The sequence below is a fragment of the Thalassotalea euphylliae genome, assembly GCF_042682785.1.
Lineage (GTDB): Bacteria > Pseudomonadota > Gammaproteobacteria > Enterobacterales > Alteromonadaceae > Thalassotalea_F > Thalassotalea_F euphylliae.
In genome coordinates, this window is sequence record NZ_JBHUIB010000003.1 from 40,263 (window position 1) to 59,645 (window position 19,383).

The 19,383-nt window shown below is 43.2% G+C and carries 15 protein-coding genes; 10 read left to right on the forward strand and 5 right to left on the reverse strand.

The window, feature by feature from the left end; translation table 11 throughout:
• The gene (locus ACFSJY_RS07350; protein WP_386032802.1) at nucleotides 1-306 is read right to left on the reverse strand and encodes a cell division protein ZapA; all 306 of its coding nucleotides are present in this window, start codon (nucleotides 304-306) and stop codon (nucleotides 1-3) included.
• A 163-nt stretch (nucleotides 307-469) separates the two neighbouring features.
• Between ACFSJY_RS07350 and ACFSJY_RS07355 the strand changes: the two genes are divergently transcribed.
• From ACFSJY_RS07355 to ACFSJY_RS07400, 10 genes are all read left to right on the forward strand, one after another.
• Nucleotides 470-1,036, forward strand: coding sequence for a UPF0149 family protein (locus ACFSJY_RS07355; RefSeq protein ID WP_386032804.1), 567 nt, complete (start codon nucleotides 470-472; stop codon nucleotides 1,034-1,036).
• Between the two features lie 61 nt (nucleotides 1,037-1,097).
• On the forward strand, nucleotides 1,098-2,429 hold the full coding sequence (gene pepP, locus ACFSJY_RS07360; RefSeq protein ID WP_386032806.1) for a Xaa-Pro aminopeptidase: 1,332 nt from the start codon (nucleotides 1,098-1,100) through the stop codon (nucleotides 2,427-2,429).
• Nucleotides 2,422-3,627: a 2-octaprenyl-6-methoxyphenyl hydroxylase gene (ubiH, locus tag ACFSJY_RS07365; protein ID WP_386032808.1), complete on the forward strand. Its 1,206-nt coding sequence runs from the start codon at nucleotides 2,422-2,424 to the stop codon at nucleotides 3,625-3,627. Before pepP ends, ubiH begins: the two co-directional genes overlap by 8 nt.
• 5 nt (nucleotides 3,628-3,632) lie before the next feature.
• Nucleotides 3,633-4,847 (forward strand): FAD-dependent monooxygenase, encoded by a 1,215-nt coding sequence (locus ACFSJY_RS07370; protein ID WP_386032810.1) that lies wholly within the window; start codon nucleotides 3,633-3,635, stop codon nucleotides 4,845-4,847.
• Nucleotides 4,848-5,130: 283 nt separating this feature from the next.
• The gene (gene gcvT / locus ACFSJY_RS07375; RefSeq protein ID WP_386032812.1) at nucleotides 5,131-6,219 is read left to right on the forward strand and encodes a glycine cleavage system aminomethyltransferase GcvT; all 1,089 of its coding nucleotides are present in this window, start codon (nucleotides 5,131-5,133) and stop codon (nucleotides 6,217-6,219) included.
• Nucleotides 6,220-6,309: 90 nt separating this feature from the next.
• On the forward strand, nucleotides 6,310-6,699 hold the full coding sequence (gcvH, locus tag ACFSJY_RS07380) for a glycine cleavage system protein GcvH (RefSeq protein ID WP_386032814.1): 390 nt from the start codon (nucleotides 6,310-6,312) through the stop codon (nucleotides 6,697-6,699).
• 79 nt (nucleotides 6,700-6,778) lie between these two features.
• Nucleotides 6,779-9,667 carry an aminomethyl-transferring glycine dehydrogenase gene (gene gcvP / locus ACFSJY_RS07385; protein WP_386032816.1) on the forward strand — a complete coding sequence of 963 codons (2,889 nt, stop codon included), beginning with the start codon at nucleotides 6,779-6,781 and terminating at the stop codon, nucleotides 9,665-9,667.
• A 211-nt stretch (nucleotides 9,668-9,878) separates the two neighbouring features.
• Complete coding sequence (locus tag ACFSJY_RS07390) at nucleotides 9,879-11,138, forward strand: S41 family peptidase (protein WP_386032818.1); 1,260 nt, start codon at nucleotides 9,879-9,881, stop codon at nucleotides 11,136-11,138.
• 292 nt (nucleotides 11,139-11,430) lie between these two features.
• Nucleotides 11,431-14,151, forward strand: a complete 2,721-nt coding sequence (locus ACFSJY_RS07395; RefSeq protein WP_386032820.1) for an ATP-binding protein — start codon at nucleotides 11,431-11,433, stop codon at nucleotides 14,149-14,151.
• Nucleotides 14,152-14,512: 361 nt separating this feature from the next.
• Entirely contained in the window at nucleotides 14,513-15,358 is an 846-nt protein-coding gene (locus ACFSJY_RS07400; protein ID WP_386032822.1) for an enoyl-CoA hydratase/isomerase family protein, read from the forward strand.
• Nucleotides 15,359-15,597: 239 nt separating this feature from the next.
• On the opposite strand, the gene ACFSJY_RS07405 is transcribed toward ACFSJY_RS07400, so the two are convergent.
• The 4 genes from ACFSJY_RS07405 to ACFSJY_RS07420 all read right to left on the reverse strand — a co-directional run bounded on the left by ACFSJY_RS07405 (nucleotide 15,598) and on the right by ACFSJY_RS07420 (nucleotide 19,336).
• A complete protein-coding gene (locus ACFSJY_RS07405) occupies nucleotides 15,598-16,542 on the reverse strand; it encodes a 2OG-Fe(II) oxygenase family protein (protein WP_386032824.1) in 945 nt (314 codons plus the stop codon).
• A 126-nt stretch (nucleotides 16,543-16,668) separates the two neighbouring features.
• A complete protein-coding gene (locus ACFSJY_RS07410; RefSeq protein ID WP_386032826.1) occupies nucleotides 16,669-17,568 on the reverse strand; it encodes a LysR family transcriptional regulator in 900 nt (299 codons plus the stop codon).
• Between the two features lie 80 nt (nucleotides 17,569-17,648).
• On the reverse strand, nucleotides 17,649-18,266 hold the full coding sequence (locus tag ACFSJY_RS07415) for a peptidylprolyl isomerase (RefSeq protein ID WP_386032828.1): 618 nt from the start codon (nucleotides 18,264-18,266) through the stop codon (nucleotides 17,649-17,651).
• Between the two features lie 155 nt (nucleotides 18,267-18,421).
• Nucleotides 18,422-19,336, reverse strand: a complete 915-nt coding sequence (locus ACFSJY_RS07420) for an SDR family NAD(P)-dependent oxidoreductase (protein ID WP_386032830.1) — start codon at nucleotides 19,334-19,336, stop codon at nucleotides 18,422-18,424.
• Nucleotides 19,337-19,383 lie beyond the last annotated feature (47 nt).

A 19,383-nucleotide genomic window follows, 5' to 3' on the forward strand; every position in this document is an offset into this window, starting at 1 on the left:
CTATGCAGATTTATCTATTTGGGGGGTAAGTGCTTGTTCAATTGTGTGTTGCAGTAGCTCAATCTTACTTTGCGTATCAATACGTTCTTGTTCTTGCTGAGCTTTATTCGCCAAAAGATCGTTGGCTAGGTTGAGTGCAACCATCATCATAGCCTGATCAGGTGAATTAACTGCACCTGACTCTGCAATGCTTTCTAGTCGATTGTTTAGCTCGGTAGCAGCCGCAAATAGGGCGCTCTCCTGTCCTTTAGGGCAAGCTATTTTTAATTTTCGACCAGCGATCGTTACTTCGACTTTATTGCGCATTGCCGGCGCTTTTTCCTTTTAAAAACAAGCGTTATGGATCGCACTATAACTATCTCGATCCTCGGTTGCAAGCACAATAGCGGGCTGTCGCTTTTTTCTGGTTTCATTTCACTGTCAATGGTACGATTAACGCCATCTAATTACATGACATTTGTGAATTTTTATGTCTGATGAATCTTTGCTCGATTTCGCTACAGCACAAGCTGTACTTACCTCTGAGAGCGTCCAAGCACATGCTGCTGAATTACACGGTGTATTAACGGGATTAATTGCCGCGGGTTACGAATTTGAATCTACTGATTATCTCGCAATGATCAACGATATGTTCAACAATGGCGAAGGTTTGCCTTTAGAAGCGAAGAGCTTGGTGAAACAGTTGTATAGCCAGATATGGCAAACTTTGTTGGATGACTCTTATGGCTTCAAGTTGATGTTGCCTGATGACGATGACACCATTGCTGAACGCGCAGCTGGGTTAGGCCATTGGGTGCAAGGGTTTAATTTGGGCTTTGGTTTACAACAAAAAGATACACCTGTAGCGTCTGATGATGTAAAAGAGGTGCTATCTGACTTTGGCGAAATTGCTAACCTTTCTGACGAAATAGATGATGACGAAGCGACAGAACAAGCGTATTACGAAATAGCGGAATATGTGAAAGTGTCTGTATTACTTTGTTTCTCTGAACTTGGCTCGGCGCCAGACACACAAAACAAGCCTATTTTGCATTAAAGCAATGCATTAACACTCTGTACGAATGTGTCGTACGTGAACTCAGAACGATGTAGATTTTATGTTGAAAAATACCCTATTACCTGTAGAAGAGTTTGTTGCTCGTCGCGAAGCACTCTTCGCTCAAATGCCTAGTAACGCCGTACTTATTGTTAAGGCGGCGCAAGAAATCACGCGTAGTAACGACACAGAATTCCCTTTTTGTCAGAATAAAAACTTTTATTATCTCACAGGTTTTCATGAGCCTGATGCGTTATTAGTCATGGTGAAAGCTGAACAAAACTCAAGCATTTTGTTTTGTCGTGAAAAAGATCCTATGCAGGAAGTGTGGCATGGTCGCCGTGTCGGTCCAGAGGCAGCCAAAACACAATTTGCTATGGATTACAGCTATACCAATGAGCAAATCGATGAACTTGTACCTGATATGTTAGAAGGCAAGTCGGTCGCTTTATGTTGCTTTGACGACGACGAAGCAATGGCACTAACAACAGAGCTGATGAGCCATGTCGCCCGCCAAGTGAAATCAGGCAAGAAGTCTCCTGCGCAAATGATGAACTGTGCAGAGATGATCAACGATATGCGCTTGCATAAAAGTGAGAACGAAATCTCATTGATGCGACAAGCTAATGTCATAAGCGGTCAAGCGCACCAGCGTGCAATGAAGGCAACAAAAGCGGGTAAGTTTGAGTATCAAATTGAGGCTGAGTTGCTTCACGAGTTTGCAGTAAATGGTGCTCGTCATCCAGCTTATAGCTCGATTGTAGCTGGCGGTGACAATGCCAATATCCTGCATTACACAGACAACGATGAAGTGCTGAATGATGGCGATTTGCTGCTAATAGATGCTGGTGGTGAACTAGCTGGTTATGCAGCCGACATTACGCGTACTTTCCCCGTCAGTGGTAAATTTAGCGAACCACAAAAGATCATTTATGATCTTGTCCTTGCATCACAACTCGCGGCTATCGATGCCATTAAGCCAGGAAACACGTTTGCACAGTTGAATACTATTGTTTGTGATGTGTTAACTAAAGGCCTTTATGAGCTTGGTATTTTGAAGGGCAACCTTGATGAGCTTCTCGAAAAGAAAGCATGTAAACAATACTTTATTCATGGATTAGGTCACTGGTTAGGGTTAGATGTTCATGATGTTGGTGATTATCATGTCGATGATCAACGCCAACAAATGCGTCCATTTGCACCTGGTATGATAATGACTATCGAACCCGGCATATACATTCCTCTGGGAACCGAGGATGTTGATCAAAAATGGCAAGGCATTGGTGTGCGAATTGAAGACAATATATTAGTGACCGAAAGCGGACATGAAAATTTGACGGTTAACGCTCCTAAAACAACGTCTGATATCGAATACTTGATGGCAAATGGCTAATTCTGCACTTTCTTATGACATAGTGATTGCAGGTGGCGGCCTGTCAGGATTACTCACTGCAGTAGCGCTCAGCCATCAAACAAACTTCGCACGTATCGCCATCATAGAAAGCAATGACTTGTCGACTGCGTCAAATGTTAGCTTTGATGACCGCGTCATTGCGCTCTCTCATGGCAGTGTTGACTACATCAAGCAGTTAGGCGTTTGGCACCAAATGTCTGCAGATGCGACAGCGATAGAGCACATTCACATATCTGATCGCGGTAATTATGGTAAAGCACGAATTGCCGCAAACGATCATAACGTGGATGCACTAGGGCATGTGGTGCCGCTTTCTAGTATTGCCAATACGTTGCTGCAAAAAGCGAAAACGTTTTCGACTATTGATTGGCTGAGCCCTAACAGTATCGCCAAAATAGAGTTTTTAGCAGAACGCGTTGAACTTGTGTTGGATAACACTCAACAGATAAATACCAAGCTACTTGTCGCATGCGACGGTGGGCAATCAATGTGCAGAAAGGCGGCAGGTATTGCAAATACGAGCCGTGATTATCAACAATCAGCCGTTATTGCCAATGTCACCACCCAAAACCCTCACAACAACGTTGCTTATGAGCGATTTACTGAGCAGGGCCCTATTGCCATGCTACCAATGACAGGCAACCAATGTTCATTGGTGTGGACGGTGAATCATGATAATGCCGAAATAATCAAAACATTGAATGAACAAGCGTTTTGTCAGGCGCTTGAAGAGGCTTTTGGGCGCTACTTGGGCGCCATTGAGGGGACGACCAAACGAAGCGTATTTCCATTAAAGCTAGTGCAGGCTGAGCGACAAACCTTTCATCGGTTAGCTCTCGTGGGCAATGCTTCACATGCGATTCACCCCATAGCGGGTCAAGGCTTTAATCTTGGCATCCGTGATATTAAAGAACTTGTACAGTTATTGAGCGAAGGTAACAAGGATACGCAGAAAGAGGAGCGAAGCTTTGATCCAGGTCGAGGTAAAGTGCTTAATCAATATCAACAGTGTCGTGGACAAGATCAACAGGAGATCATTACACTAACGGACTCTATGGTGACTTTGTTCTCAAACGAATTGCCGCCGTTAGTTGCTGGCCGCAACGTTGGCGTTAAAGTGATGAACTATTGCCGTGCCTTGCAGCAGGCTTTCGTCAATAAAACCATGGGATATTAAACACGATGCAAAAGTTTGACTTACTCATTGTTGGTGGCGGTATGGTAGGGCTGAGCCTGGCGCTTGCCTGTCGAAAGCTGTCTTCAATGACAATTGCCGTTGTTGATGCAAATCCTCCTCAACCGCTAAACCATGAACCTGAACTTCGTGTCAGCGCTATAAACGCAGCAAGCCAAACCATCTTCGAAAACCTAGGCGTTTGGTCTTCTATCGTCGAACAGCGCATGCAACCATATCAGCATATGCATGTCTGGGATGTGAATAGTGCAGGTAGCCTTGATTTGAATATTGACGATTTGCGCGGCAAACGTAACCGTGAATCTTTAGGCACAATTATTGAAAATAGTGTTGTTCGCCAAGCCTTGTGGCAGCAGATTGAGCAAGACCAAGGTGTTACTCTGTTTACACAAGAGCGCATTCAAAGCCTTGCTATTGGCGAGCATGAAGTGTTTGCAGCGTTTCAATCACAATCGCCCATTATGGCTAAGTTAGTCGTTGGGGCAGACGGCGCTCAATCGTGGGTAAGACAGCAAGCCGATATGCCCATAGCGTTTCGTGATTATGATAACCACGCTGTTGTTGCGACGGTTAACTGCGAACAAGGTCATCAAAATACTGCTTGGCAAGTGTTTTTACCTGAAGGGCCACTAGCATTTTTACCACTTTATAACAGCAATCAGTGCTCGATTGTGTGGTCGACATCGCCTGAAAAAGCGAATGCTATTTCAAGCATGGCACCTGAAGAAATTGGCAAAGAGTTAACGGCACTGAGTAGCGGCAAGTTAGGTAGAGTTTCAATAGCGAGTGATACTGCGACATTTCCTCTGACAATGCGTTTGGCACATCAGTTTGTTAAAGATCGCGCTGTACTTGTTGGTGACGCTGCGCATACGATACATCCATTAGCTGGGCAAGGCGTTAACTTAGGGTTACTAGATGCGATGGCACTGGCACAACACCTATCAATGGGGTTCGAAGACGATGCCTTGCTTGCCAAGCAGCTAGCACAGTATTCCCGTTGGCGACGGGCTGAAGCGGCCAATATGGTGGCAGCTATGGAAGCTATTAAGCAAATATTTACGCCTCAGCAGCCGATTATTAAAGCAGCAAGAGGCTTTGGCATGGAAATGCTAAGCCAATTAAAACCAGTAAAATCGAAAATGATTGAACAAGCACTTGGCTTAGTCGGTGATTTACCTGAACTGGCGAAAAATACTTGATTTCTTGACCATTTATTCAAGAAAAAAGTTTTTCAAATAAAACACGAAAGCGACCTTTGGTCGCTTTTTTATTTGGCTTTTAATTTTGATAAAGGTTATTTATTTAAATTATATTCGGAATATGTGTTTTTTAGCCTGAATCAATTCGGAATGCGGTGTTAATTCTGTTGAATCAGTGGTTCGCTTTAAATATAATTCAGCGCAAGTTTTGTAAAACCCCTGTCTATCATCTACTTTTTGCCAAGTAGGTGGCTGTTACGACAACAAGCAAGAGTGATCAAACATGACAAACAAAACCGTTCTTCATGCCAAGCACCTAGAAGCTGGCGCTAAAATGGTCGACTTCTACGGCTGGGATATGCCAATTAATTATGGCTCACAAATCGAAGAGCACCACGCTGTTCGTCAAGACGCTGGTATGTTTGACGTGTCTCACATGACCATTGTTGATATTGAAGGGGCAGACGCCAAAGCATTCTTACGTAAGTTAGTGATCAACGATGTTGAAAAACTAAACGTTGCTGGTAAAGCACTTTACACGGGCATGTGTAACGAAGAAGGCGGCGTAATTGATGACCTTATTATTTATTTCTTCACTGATACTAGCTACCGATTGGTGGTTAACTCTGCTACTCGCGAGAAAGATTTAGCCTGGATCGCAAAGCAGTCTGAAAGCTTTGACGTAACCGTTACAGAGCGCCCAGAATTCGGCATGATTGCTGTTCAAGGCCCACAGGCTATCGCAAAAGTGGCGACTTTACTCAATGCTGATCAAGCAGCTTTAGTAGACGGTATGAAGCCATTCTTTGGTGTACAAGCGGGCGATTTATTTATCGCAACGACAGGTTACACGGGTGAAGCTGGCTACGAAATCGTAGTACCAGAGGCACAAGCTGCAGACCTATGGCAGCAATTACTTGATGCTGGTGTAAAACCATGTGGTTTAGGTGCACGTGATACGCTTCGCCTTGAAGCAGGTATGAACCTATACGGTTTAGATATGGATGAGTCAGTAACGCCACTAGCGGCAAATATGGCTTGGACCATTGCATGGGATGATGAAGCACGTGACTTTATTGGTCGTGATGTATTAGCAGCGAAACGCGAAGCCGGTAGCGAACCAAAATTAGTGGGTCTAATTTTAGAAGAGAAGGGCGTACTTCGTTCAGGTCTAAAAGTGGTTACTGAACATGGTGAAGGCGTGATTACTTCGGGTACTTTCTCGCCAACGTTAGGTCACTCGATTGCAATGGCACGCGTGCCGCGCACAGTGAAGTTAGAAGATACTGTTCAGGTAGAAATGCGTAAGAAACTTGTTGATGTTAAAGTCATCAAACCGTCGTTTGTTCGCAACGGTAAAAAGGTTTTTTAATACCTGACAACAGATAAATTAGCGCTATAGTTAAAAGGCTAAACAGCGCTTAACCAAAAGAATTCAACATTAAGATTAGGAACAAGAAAAATGAGCAACATTCCTTCAGAGTTAAGATACGCAACTTCTCATGAGTGGGTACGCAAAGAAGGTGACGGTATTGTTACTGTTGGTATCACTGAGCACGCACAAGAGCTTTTAGGCGACATGGTATTCGTTGAATTACCAGAAGTGGGCGAAAGCGTGAGCACAGGTGATGATGTTGCAGTTGCAGAGTCTGTAAAAGCGGCATCTGACATCTACGCACCAGTGACTGGTGAAGTGGTAGAGGTTAACGAAGACCTTGAAGACTCTCCAGAGCTTGTAAACTCTGACGCATACGGCGATGGCTGGATGTTCAAAATCAAAATTGAAGACGAAGCTGAGTTAGAAAGCCTACTGGATGCTGAAGGCTACGAAAACTCAATTGACGAAGATTAATCGTTAAGTAACAAATAGATAAGGCCTCGGACAACGTTCGGGGCTTTCTTTTTTAAAGTAGATTAAGTGAAGCTGTTTTATGACTATTCGATCGTTAACTGACTTAGAACAAACTCAAGACTTTATCCGTCGCCACATTGGTCCGGACGAAGCACAAACGCAGGCGATGTTAAACGACATCGGTGCTGAATCGGTAGATGCGCTGATTGATGAAATTGTACCGGCAAACATTCGTTTAGCCGACTTACCAGCGATTGAAGAAAGTAAAACGGAAGTTAAAGCACTTGCTGACTTAAAAGCAGTAGCAAGCAAAAACAAAGTAAACAAAACTTACATTGGTTTAGGTTACTACGGCACACATACGCCGAACGTTATTCTACGTAACGTGCTAGAAAACCCAGGCTGGTACACTGCGTATACGCCATACCAACCAGAAATTGCGCAAGGTCGTTTAGAATCGTTACTTAACTACCAGCAAATGTGTTTAGACCTAACAGGTTTAGACTTAGCGTCTGCGTCATTACTTGACGAAGGCACAGCTGCTGCTGAAGCCATGGCACTAGCTAAGCGTGTTTCTAAGAACAAAAAATCTAATGTGTTCTTTGTTGCTGAAGAGGTTTACCCACAAACTATTTCGGTAGTGAAAAACCGCGCGGAATTCTTCGGTTTTGATCTTGTTGTTGCGCCTGCTGCAACCGTGGGCGATCACGATGTATTTGGTGCTTTACTGCAATACCCGACATCAACTGGTGAAATTGTTGATATTCGTCCGCTTATTGAAGCGGTTCACGAGAAAAAAGGTATTGTAGCCGTAGCTGCTGACATCATGAGCTTAGTAATGCTAAAAGCGCCAGGTGAACTGGGTGCTGACGTAGTTATTGGTTCTTCACAACGCTTTGGTGTACCGATGGGGTACGGTGGTCCTCACGCGGCATTCTTCACAACGTCTGACAAATACAAGCGCTCAATGCCAGGTCGTATTATCGGTGTTTCAAAAGATACTCGCGGTAACAGCGCACTGCGCATGGCAATGCAAACGCGTGAGCAGCACATTCGCCGTGAAAAAGCGAATTCAAACATCTGTACAGCGCAAGTATTATTGGCGAACATGGCTGCATTCTACGCAGTATTCCATGGTCCACAAGGCCTTAAAACGATTGCTAGCCGCATTCACCGCTTCGCAGATATTTTATGTTTAGGTACAGCAACGAAAGGCTTACAAGCTATTCATGCAAACTACTTCGACACATTAACGTTTAATGTAGACAACAAAGAAGAAATTGTTTCACGTGCACTAGCTGCTGATATTAATTTACGTACTGACGTTGAAGGTCAATTGTCTGTTTCTCTTGATGAGACAACAACGCGTGACGACGTAGCGGTTCTATTTGACGTGCTACTTGGCGAAGGGCATGGCTTAGATGTTGCTGACCTAGATGCGAAGATTATCGAATGTGGTCACTCGTCTATTCCTGAAGACCTAGTGCGTGAATCAAAGATCTTAACGCATCCAGTATTTAACTCTTACCACAGCGAAACTGAAATGCTTCGCTATATCAAAAAGTTAGAAAACAAAGATTTAGCACTGAACCACTCAATGATCTCATTGGGTTCATGTACGATGAAGCTGAATGCAACCGCGCAAATGATTCCAGTGTCATGGCCAGAGTTTGCAAACATGCACCCGTTTGCACCAGTAGACCAAGCACAGGGCTACGCAGAGATGATCAACGAACTAGGTGACTGGTTAGTTGAGCTAACAGGTTACGACAATATCTCGATGCAGCCTAACTCAGGCGCGCAAGGCGAATACGCTGGCCTTATTGCTATTCACAAGTACCACGAAAGCCGTGGTGATGCGCATCGTAACATTTGCTTAATTCCATCATCTGCACACGGTACTAACCCTGCTTCTGCGCAAATGGTAGGTATGAAAGTTGTCGTTGTTGACTGTGATAGCAGCGGTAACGTTGATATGGCTGACCTAAAAGCTAAAGCAGAAGAAATGGCGGATAACTTGTCATGTATCATGATCACGTATCCATCTACACACGGTGTTTACGAAGAAACGATTCGCGATATCTGTGACATTGTTCACGCTAACGGTGGTCAAGTTTACCTTGATGGCGCAAACATGAATGCACAAGTGGGTATTACATCGCCAGGCTTTATTGGCGCTGACGTATCTCACTTAAACTTGCACAAAACATTCGCTATTCCACACGGTGGTGGCGGTCCAGGTATGGGTCCTATTGGTGTGAAAGCACACTTAGCACCATTCTTACCAGACCACCCACTTATCACAGTAAAAGAAAGTACTAAAGGCAATGGCGCGGTATCTGCAGCGCCGTTTGGCTCAGCGGGTATTTTATGTATCTCTTACCTCTACTGTGCAATGCTTGGTAAGCAGGGTGTTACAGATTCAACGAAATATGCGATTACCAATGCTAACTACTTAGCGAAGAAGCTAAGCGAACATTTCCCAATTCTGTACACCGGTGCAAATGGTCGTGTAGCGCACGAATGTATTGTCGATATGCGTCCGCTAAAAGAAGCGTCTGGCATCACTGAAATGGACGTAGCTAAGCGCTTAATGGACTATGGTTTCCATGCGCCGACGATGTCATTCCCGGTAGCTGGAACATTAATGATCGAACCTACTGAGTCTGAAAGCAAAGTGGAAATCGACCGTTTCATTGAAGCGATGGTGTGTATTCGTGACGAGATTCGTAAAGTAGAGCAGGGCGAGTGGACAGTTGAAGACAACCCGCTTCACAATGCACCGCATACGCTTGCTGATATTACTGATCCAGAGTGGAACCGCGCTTACACAACTGCAGAAGCTGTGTTCCCTGTACCGGCAGCTGCGGCAAATAAATTCTGGCCAACAGTTAACCGTATCGACGATGTGTACGGTGACCGTAACCTTGTTTGTTCTTGCCCGAGCACAGATACGTACAAAGACTAAACAAAAGTTTTATTGTGTTTAAAAAAGCGGGCTTAAGGCTCGCTTTTTTTATTTCAGCCTACCTTCGATTATCTAAAAATGTAGTCTGGTTTGTTGTTGTAAGAATAAATACTGACTGATAATCTATTGAAATTAATGAGTTAAATTTTTATAGGGATATATTCGTTTAAGTAATTAAGACATTGGTATTTTCTTAAACGAGCATTAATACATGAAATCTTCAACACTATTCTTCACAACTCTTTGTTCGGTATTGGTAACGTTATCCGCTTGTTCCCAAAGTAACGAAAATAAACCTTTTAACGCCAAAGCTGCTTGGCTGGAGCTAGAGGACGTTATTAAACAAGATTATGCCTATTTGGATCGTGCATCGTTTAATGTAGAGAGCGCTTTTGACACCTTTGAAAAGCAAGCACTAAACACGACGAATAAAAAAGCATTTATTGATGTTGGGCAAAGGCTTACGCGCTACTTTTCGGATCCGCATTTAAACCTTGGTCCTTATGATGAGTTTGATTTTAGCGTTTTTCCAACTGGCTCTGATATCAGAGCGGTGTATCTCAACAAAAAATTTATTATTGAAGATGTCAAAGCGGACTCTGCGGCTGACAAAGCTGCGCTCCGTCCCGGCAGTGAGGTGATAACCATAGATGGTTTTCCCGCAAAAACAGCGATTGAAAACGTTTTTGGGCAGCCATTTGAATCGCTATCGCTGACTCAAGTTAATTATGGTCTCAACATAGCGTTAGGCGGGCTTAGAAACAAGGAGCGTTTACTTACCATCGCAACTGACGGAGAAGAACAAGACTATGCATTGGCTGCAAGCTATGAGGCAATAAATCAGTTAAATGATGGGCCAACACTGACTTACAAAAAAATAGGGGATTTGGGCTATATCCGCTTTAATAACTCGTTAGGGAACGCTGAAACGGTTAGTGAATTTGCTAACGCTATCACTGAACTAATGAGTACAGAGGGGCTTATTATCGATCTTCGTAATACGCCAAGTGGCGGAAATACAGGCGTTGCAGAGCCTATTTTAGGTCATTTCGTGAGTTCGAAAACACCGTATCAGCGATACCAAAAGCAAAACCCTGAAACAGACTACCAAGCAGCTGACATGCAAACAGCTTACGCTGAGCCTTCAACTCCTTTTTATGCGAAACCTTTTGTTGTTATCGCAGGACGATGGACAGGCAGTATGGGAGAAGGGATGACTATAGGATTAGACGCTATCGGTGCCAAAACAGTGGTAGGGGCGCCAATGGCTGACCTGCTTGGTGGCATCAAAACGGTTCAACTGAGCCATTCAGGCGCGTGGTTGGAGATTGCATTTGAGCGCTTGTACCATGTCGATGGGACATTTCGAGAAGACTTTAAGCCGCATGAGCTTGTCATTCCAGCTGATAGAAGTGCTGATGGCGGTGATCCTTCATTAAAGCACGCTGTTGAGATACTAGAAACGAATTGATTGTGTGAGCGCGACATGCGCTGCCATTTATCGTCAAAGCTAGCGTTGTGACAGAATCTCTTAGTGTTTCATGTTTAACGATTACGTTGACTATTTAAATATAAACCTTTTAATTTTCAGTGAAATAAAGGTGCTCATCCTTAACATTCGATTGTTTTTCTTTTCAAGGATGACATATGATGAGTAGTAACTACACTCAATAACGTACCTGTTGCAGGTTGAAGCTAACGCGGTGTTTCTCATAAATAGCAATACATTAAAAATATGTGTTATCGGGATATTAGCCATTCTAGTGAATGCATTCCCGGTGAGCTTAATTAGCGGCTCAGAACTCATTTTCGGAAATGTGTTGGCTGTTGCTGTTACACTGCTTTTTGGCATAAGAGCAGGGCTTTTCGTTAGTTTAAGCGCGTCTTTAGTTAGTTATTTTAACTGGGATCATTTTCTCTTATTAGCGCCATTTGCTATTGAAATATTATGTGTAGGCTATGCGCGTAAAATTAAGCGTTCTCCACTGCTTGCTGGTTTAGGCTATTGGTGTACGCTGGGTGTATCCATTGTCGCAATAGAATATATATATTTCACTGACTATCTCGATGAAACACGTAATGCCATTATCATTAAGTACCTGCTAAACGGTATAATAAATGTGTCTGCAGGCTATGTACTTGCCTTGGCATTGAGCGGATTTCTCAAAAAAACTCACCTATTCCAACTTAGGTTAGCCAGATTAATCACTTTAGTTGTATTTATGGCTGTCGCCTTTTCTGTGTTACTTAATTCTTATTTTTGGCTGCAAGAAACAAAACAAGATAAATTAGCACATGTACAAGAATCGCTAAGTATTGATGCTCAGCACGTGGCCAAAGGCATTGAGGAATATATTTACAAAACCAGCGATGCGTTAGCACTGCAGGCGGAGCTCTCTCGAGATATGATTGTTTGGGAGGATTTTTCGCGCCAATTACCTCTTATTGCTCAACACCAACCTAATATTTTAACCATGCTAGTTGCAGACGATGAAGGGGATATAGTGGCTACATATCCTGCTTCTTTATTGGCATTGGTCTCGAAAGACAACAGTAGCTTTTCGGTGGTTCACAGAGACTACTTTATACAGGCTAGAGATACGGGGAAGCCGTTTATTTCGGACGTATTTCAGGGGCGCGGTTTTGGCAACGACCCTATCATTGCGCTTTCTTCACCATTATATGCCAACAATCAATTTCAAGGCATTATTGAGGCGTCCCTTAATTTGGATGAGTTTTCTCAACTAGACCGAAAGCTGATTAATCCAGAACAAAGCCTCCTTATTCTTGATAAACAAAAGCGTGTTATTTACTTCTCAGATTCACTTAAATATCAATTCTTACAATCGCTTAATGACGCAGAGGTATCACGTTTTATTGATGCGCCAGATAATTACTTTTTTGTGAATCAGTTTGGCGAACATATGATTGCCCATGGCCATACGCTACCGTCACTGGAGTGGACCGTTATATCGATGTTGCCACGGAGCGTTTATGAGCGCGAACTTGGCGCTCTTGTTCAGCAATCGTTGATGATATTGGCATTGTCGATAGCATTTTTCTTGTTTGTGGCCGTCAGAATTGCAAGGACCATGAGTCAACCGATCAGTGATTTGAGTGCAGCGCTGTCAACAGCCAATAAAACCGGTAAATTTGAGCAATTAAAGCTGGATATGCCCGAAAGTGTATTGGAAGAGTTTAATGAGTTAGTGCCTATTTTGAATCGATTTTCGGGAGAACTAGGCAAAACATTAGATTCTTTAAATGAGTCACTGAGACACTCAGCAAAAGTGAATATAAAACTGGAGCAACTCAACGATGAGTTGGCGAGTAAAGTTGAGGAAAAAACGAAAGCGTTATCAGGTGCGTTAACACAAGCTAAAGTAGCCAATGCCGCCAAAAGCGAATTTTTAGCAAACATGAGCCATGAAATTCGTACACCAATGAATGGTATTGTCGGTACCATTCAGTTATTGCAACAGACGCATCAGACCCAGGAAGCGCGCGATTTGCTAGACAAAGCCATGTATTCGTCAAACGCACTACTGGCTTTGCTTAATGACATTCTTGATTTAACCAAAATCGAAGCGGGCAAACTAACGCTGGAAGAGATTGAATTTAACCTGTCGCCGTTGCTCGAGTCTGTAAGTGACTCTGTTCAAGCCGTGGCGGCAGAAAATGGTGTTACGGTAAACACAGCAGTTGAACAGGGATTCTATTCAAGCCGCGTTGGTGACCCTGTCAGGGTAAGGCAAATACTCCTGAATCTCGTTTCTAACTCTGTGAAATTTACGACAGATGGCACGGTAAGCATTTCTATTGCAGAGATTGAAGGTGAGCGCCTTCGAATGGAGGTGACTGACACGGGGATCGGTATGTCTCAAGAAGCCGTTGAGCGCTTGTTTAGACGATTCGAGCAAGCCGATAGCTCGACTACGCGAGAATACGGTGGTACTGGGCTTGGTATGTCGATTACCAAAAATTTAGTCGAAATGATGAAAGGCGACATTAGTGCTGAAAGTGAAGAGGGCAAAGGGACTCGAATCACTGTGGTATTACCGCTTAAAAGAGCGGCCAATATGGTGGATGAAGTACAAAGCCAAAAAGAACACCCTGTGCCTGAACTTAGCAGTAAAAAAGTGCTTCTTGCCGAAGATAATAGAATTAATCAAGTCATCTTCTTATCCATGATGAAAGAGACCTGTGCTGATATTACCGTCGCGGTAAATGGACAAGAAGCAGTAGAACTGGCGGCTAAAAACACGTTTGAACTGATCTTCTTAGATATACAGATGCCAGTGATGGATGGTATTGAGGCGTGCCAACGAATCCGTGAGAAAAACCCTGATATCCCTATTATTGCAATCACTGCAAATGTGATGGAAGCAGACATTAAACGCTACTTAACAAGTGGTTTTAATGATCATATCGGCAAGCCAGTTCAACTGAATGAGTTGTATCAGAAAATTGCTAATATAATCTAAACCCTATTAACTTGTCATTGTTGGTAGCACTTTGCAAAAACGCCAATTGTAGCGTTTTTGCAAAGTGCTTAACTTCTCAACAAATAGGAACCCTTAAACGACTTCTGTTTTCTCTGTTAGGGCATCGTAGCAAAAGATTCACGTATGACAGGGACCATTCCGCTCAACTGATAAATAAGCGTTTTCTCGCCTTTATGATTAATTATTAACAAATACTTAAAAGTGAATAAGCCATTGTCTCAATAATAAACCCCCAGTTTATAGACTACGATTATCAAACACATTAGGCCACTTGAACTGAATGGTTCAATTAATGTGCTTAGGTATATGAAAACTAAATTATTTTTATTGGGAGTTTATTATGAAGTATGAAGGGTTTCAGACGTTCAGCGCTAAGCAAAGCGAAGGGATTTTAACGGTTACTTTTGACTTTGGACCGGTAAACGTTCAGGGGCAAGAAATGCTTGCCGACTTAAATAGCCTAGCAATGAGACTAGAGCGAGATCGCACGACGAAAGTGGTTGTTTTCCAGTCTGCCAACCCAGAAATTTGGGTGTGCCATTATGATACTGAACTGCTTAAAGATATGTCAGAGGAAGCAGTATCAAGAGAAGATGTGCAGTTATTAGATTTACAGTCAGTTTGCGAACGAATCAGCAAAGTCCCTCAAGCAACCATTGCGAAACTTGAAGGTTTTGCTCGCGGTGGTGGTCATGAATTGGCGCTAGCGTTAGATATGCGATTCGCTGCTCGCGGTAAGTACAAGTTCATGCAAATGGAAGTTGGTATGGGCATTTTGCCGTGTGGCGGTGGTGCGTCACGTATGGCTCGCCAAGTGGGTTTAGGCAAAGCGTTAGAGATAATTCTTAGTGCACGAGATTTTGATGCAGACGAAGCCGAAGCATTAGGCACTATTAATAAAGCACTAGATCCTAATGAGATTGGTGAATATGTTGATAACTTAGCGAAACGTATTTCTCAATTCCCAGCAGAATCAATTAATGCCTGTAAACAAGCGGTTTATGAGTCAATTGATAAGCCAATTGATGAAGCGCTTAAAGCTGAAGCTTATTGGTTGTATCAAGCGACAAGCAAAACACCAGCAATTAAACGTTTTACTATTGCCGATGAGCAAGGTTTAGAGCACGACATTGAAAATCAGCGTAATTGGAATGAGCTTGTCATGAAAGTGCAGGACATTAATTAATTCATTGTTTGTTTAGATACTGACAAAACTAAGCCAAACAAAATAAAACAAGACGAGCAAAAGCATAGGTATTTTATCTATGCTTTTTTGTTGCCATTTTTTATTTTGAGCTTTCCTTGAAGTGCTGAGCTATTGCATAAGTCAGCGCTTTTGACGTTTAAGGTGCAGAGAATGCGGGTACAAAAAAGCACTGTTGTACACAGTGCTTTTTTAAATGACTTGCGCCACAAACGTGCCTATTAGAAAGGGGCCGCGTTGTCTCTTTCTGTACTAGGAATAGACCAACGCTCACGGGCATCAATTGAGACACTATCTACGCTCGTTGGCTGCGGAATCTGCATATGATCGCCATACAGCCAAAGTACCATGTTTGAGCGTTCTCCACTCAGAATAGGTTGTGACGCATGTGCGACATGACCTCGGTGAATCATGGCCGTACCCGGCTCAAAGCTAAGTCGCGTTGTGTTCCCGGAAGCAGGATCATAAAAATCAACCTCAGAGCCAGTAAAATCCTCGCCAGGCAGGTTCATATTGATATTAATAGTGACTGCCGACGCGTCAGTATGTAAACGCAACGATGTGTCCATCCCCGCTTGCCATTTAATCGAAAAGCCAAAGGTTTGCGCGTCGTAGCCCATAATTTCTGGAAACAATAAACGGGCAATAGGGCGCAAATACTTATCAAATAGCTCGCGATAAAACGCTTGAAACTCTGGCGCTGCAAGGTAGCCTTCAGAACGCTCGTCCAACATCGCACCATACCTGTTGAGGACCAATCCATAAGGAGGCCTTACTGGAATGTCCGCATTGGCAACGCTTTCAAGGTAATCCCGCAGTTCAAATAGCTTCTCAGGCGCAAAAAATTGTGCCTTGTATACGCCAGGCGCTGCTTCTTTCCATAATGCCTTAACTGCATCTTCAGAGCTTGGTTTTTGCCAAGCATTGTTAACTGCCGTTTGCAGCTCTTCGTCTAAAATAGACTCGTTAGGGGCCTTCAACATACTCTTGTTTTGGTTTTCCCACTCTTGCCAAGCATCGGCAAGTAACGTGCGATTCTCGTTCCAAAATCTTTGCACAGAAGGCGCTCTAGCAAGCATCTCTTGTCTTGAAGGCAATGCTAATTGCTGTGCTTTCTCTAATGCACTCAATTGAGTGATATCTTTTACGGTATTACTCTGTTTCATATTTGCTCTCCGATAAATACACGAGAGACTTCTCGCATTAACGGATGCAAATATATTGCGTTGTTATTCATTAATAAATGATGTAAATGCCAAATCAGTATTAATGAAATTTTAATAAAAGTGGCGTTATAGCGCCTTTTCCCAATAAGGGTTGTCGCCGTAATATTCGACAAAGTAGTCAATAAAGGCTCTAACCTTGGGCGCTAGAAGTCTAGAGCTTGGGTAAACCGCCCAAATAGCAGTATCTGATTTTAGTGGGAAGTCTTTTAATACTTGAACAAGTTCACCACTTTCAAGCGCTTTGTATGCACACCAAATAGAACAAATCGTCAGTCCATTACCGTTGATACATGCATCTCTTATCGACTCACCATTATCAATTCGTATCGTGCTTTTAGGTTTAATTTTTTCGATACCCGACGGCGTTTCAAAATCCCAGTGGTCAATACCAATCAAGTTGATCGTGTCGTGCTGCAAAATATCACTAGGCACCTTAGGTTCGCCAAAAGCCTTTAAGTACTCAGGTGAAGCGCAAATAATTCGGGTATCTTTCGCAAGTTTTCTTGCAACTAAATTCGAATCGTTCAGTGAGGCGTTTCTGATAGCAATATCAAATCCACCTTCAACCATATCGATCATGCTATCGCTTTGTCTTAGGTCGACTTTAAGTTCAGGGTTTGCTTGCACAAAGCCCTTAAGCGCTGGAATGATGTGCATTCGGCCAAATGAAGCAGGGGCGGCAATTCTAATGGTACCCTGAGGCGTATAACTGCCCACACCAATTGATGCTTTGGCACTATCGACAGCATTGAGCACTTCTTCTGCGTGCGGCAGAAATTCTCTACCTTCTTCAGTGAGTGACACTTTTCGCGTGGTTCGATGGACAAGCTTAATGCCTAGCGACTCTTCAAGACGATTTAAATGCATACTGGCAACAGGGGCTGATAAACCAAGTTCGCTGCCAGCAAGACTGATATTGTGGGTGGCGGCTACACGTACAAAGAGCCTTAAATGTTCATTGTTCATTATTAACAATAGCTAAAATATAAATGACACTTTAATCGTATTGTTAATCTATAGCCTTGTAAACCGAATGGGTGATGAAGTTAGAGTGGCTCTTTATCCAGAATAACCATTCTTATAATCGTTATGGTGACTTTGGGCACCGTTGGGTAGCCAAGTTTAGGGCCTACACCTACTTCAACTTGAGAGATTGCATCAATAACATCAAAGCCTTCAACGACCTCGCCAAACACCGCATAGCCCCAGTCTCTGCCGGGATCTAAGTTGTCGTTGTTGTTGAGGTTGATAAAAAACTGGCTGGTTGCTGAGTGAGCATCTGATAGCTGTTTCGCCATAGCAATTGAGCCAAGTTTGTTTTTAAGGCCATTGCCAGACTCATTAAAAATAGGCTCGTAAGGCGTTATTTCTGTAAAGTCACTGGTATAGCCGCCAGCTTGGATCAGGTAGTCTTCTTCCACACGGTGGAAAATAGTTTTATCAAAGTCTTTGTTCACCACATAGCTTAAAAAGTTATTGGTCGTGATTCTCGCTTTTAGCCTGTCTAATTGCAGGGTGAAACTTCCCATAGATGTTTCAACGCGTACTTTTGGAAATAGGTTATCAGGTTGGACGTATTGACCTTTAGGGGAAGCAATCGATTGAAAGGGCATTGTCGCTACGTAAAATAGAGATGCTGCGAGTAGTAATAATTTTCTTGTCACGCGTTTGCCTGCTGGTTTCTGGAATGAAAAAATAATTAACTGGAATTCTACATTTCAAATAGCGCTGATTGCAAAATAGTCACTCCGTTTTTTCTTTTTGCAATTAGCGTTGCCGTAAATTTGGCGGCAACGCTAACGCTTGTTACCACTCGGTATTAGCGCAGGAAATGGGAAATTGCTTTATGGGCATTGTCTTGAAAAGTGACGTTATTGATATCAGAGAAAATTCTCCCTTGGTCACCCAGCGGTCCGGTTAATCCTTTCTCGCTTGCGTAAAACCCTCCCGATTTAAAGTTTTGATCGAAAACGCCATCAAGGTAGCGGCGCGCACCTTGTTCAACACCGTGCACTTTGCCAAGCCATAACATGACTTTCATCATGCCTTTCATCACATATTGCTTTAGCATTGGCAGCGTATTAAACCCGTCAGTGCCTGTTGTAGCCCCTGGGCTCATCGTAACGAACCGGATATGTGTGTGCTGTCTTGCCAATGATGACATCCACAATGCTGCCATGAACTTTATTGGGCCGTAAGGCACTGTGGGGTCAGTTGTTTCGCTATAGTGCCTGCCATTAGCAAGCGTGATGAATTCGTCCACTGACGCTGAGGAGAAATTTGGGCGTTTCATCCCCATTTCCGGCACTCCACGAGCGGCTTCGGAGCCAGCATATAAAGCAACCTGCTTTAATTTTCCTGTTCGGATAAGTTCTTCAGTAAGTAGAGCATGACCTAACAAATTCACCGCAAAAATTTGTGTAACGCCATCTTCATTGACTTCGTTAAACTGCTGGCCGCCAGTGCCACCTGCATTCATTATCAATGCATCAATAGGCTCTGGTAGTACATTGACCGCGTCTCGCACTGAATTAAGGTTACTGACATCTATATTGATAATTTCAAAGATATCTTTACCTGTCGTATTTTGAAGCTCAATGAGTGCACTTTTCGCTTTGTCTAGGTTACGGCAGCCTAAATAGACTTTCTTAATCCCTGGCTCCATGGCTAACTGTTTTGCTGCTTCTTTGCCAAGGCCTGCATTTGCGCCTGTAATGAATATGCTTTTTATCATGATAGTTACTCTCTTGATTGATTCTTTCGCGTTGTGAACTGTTGTGC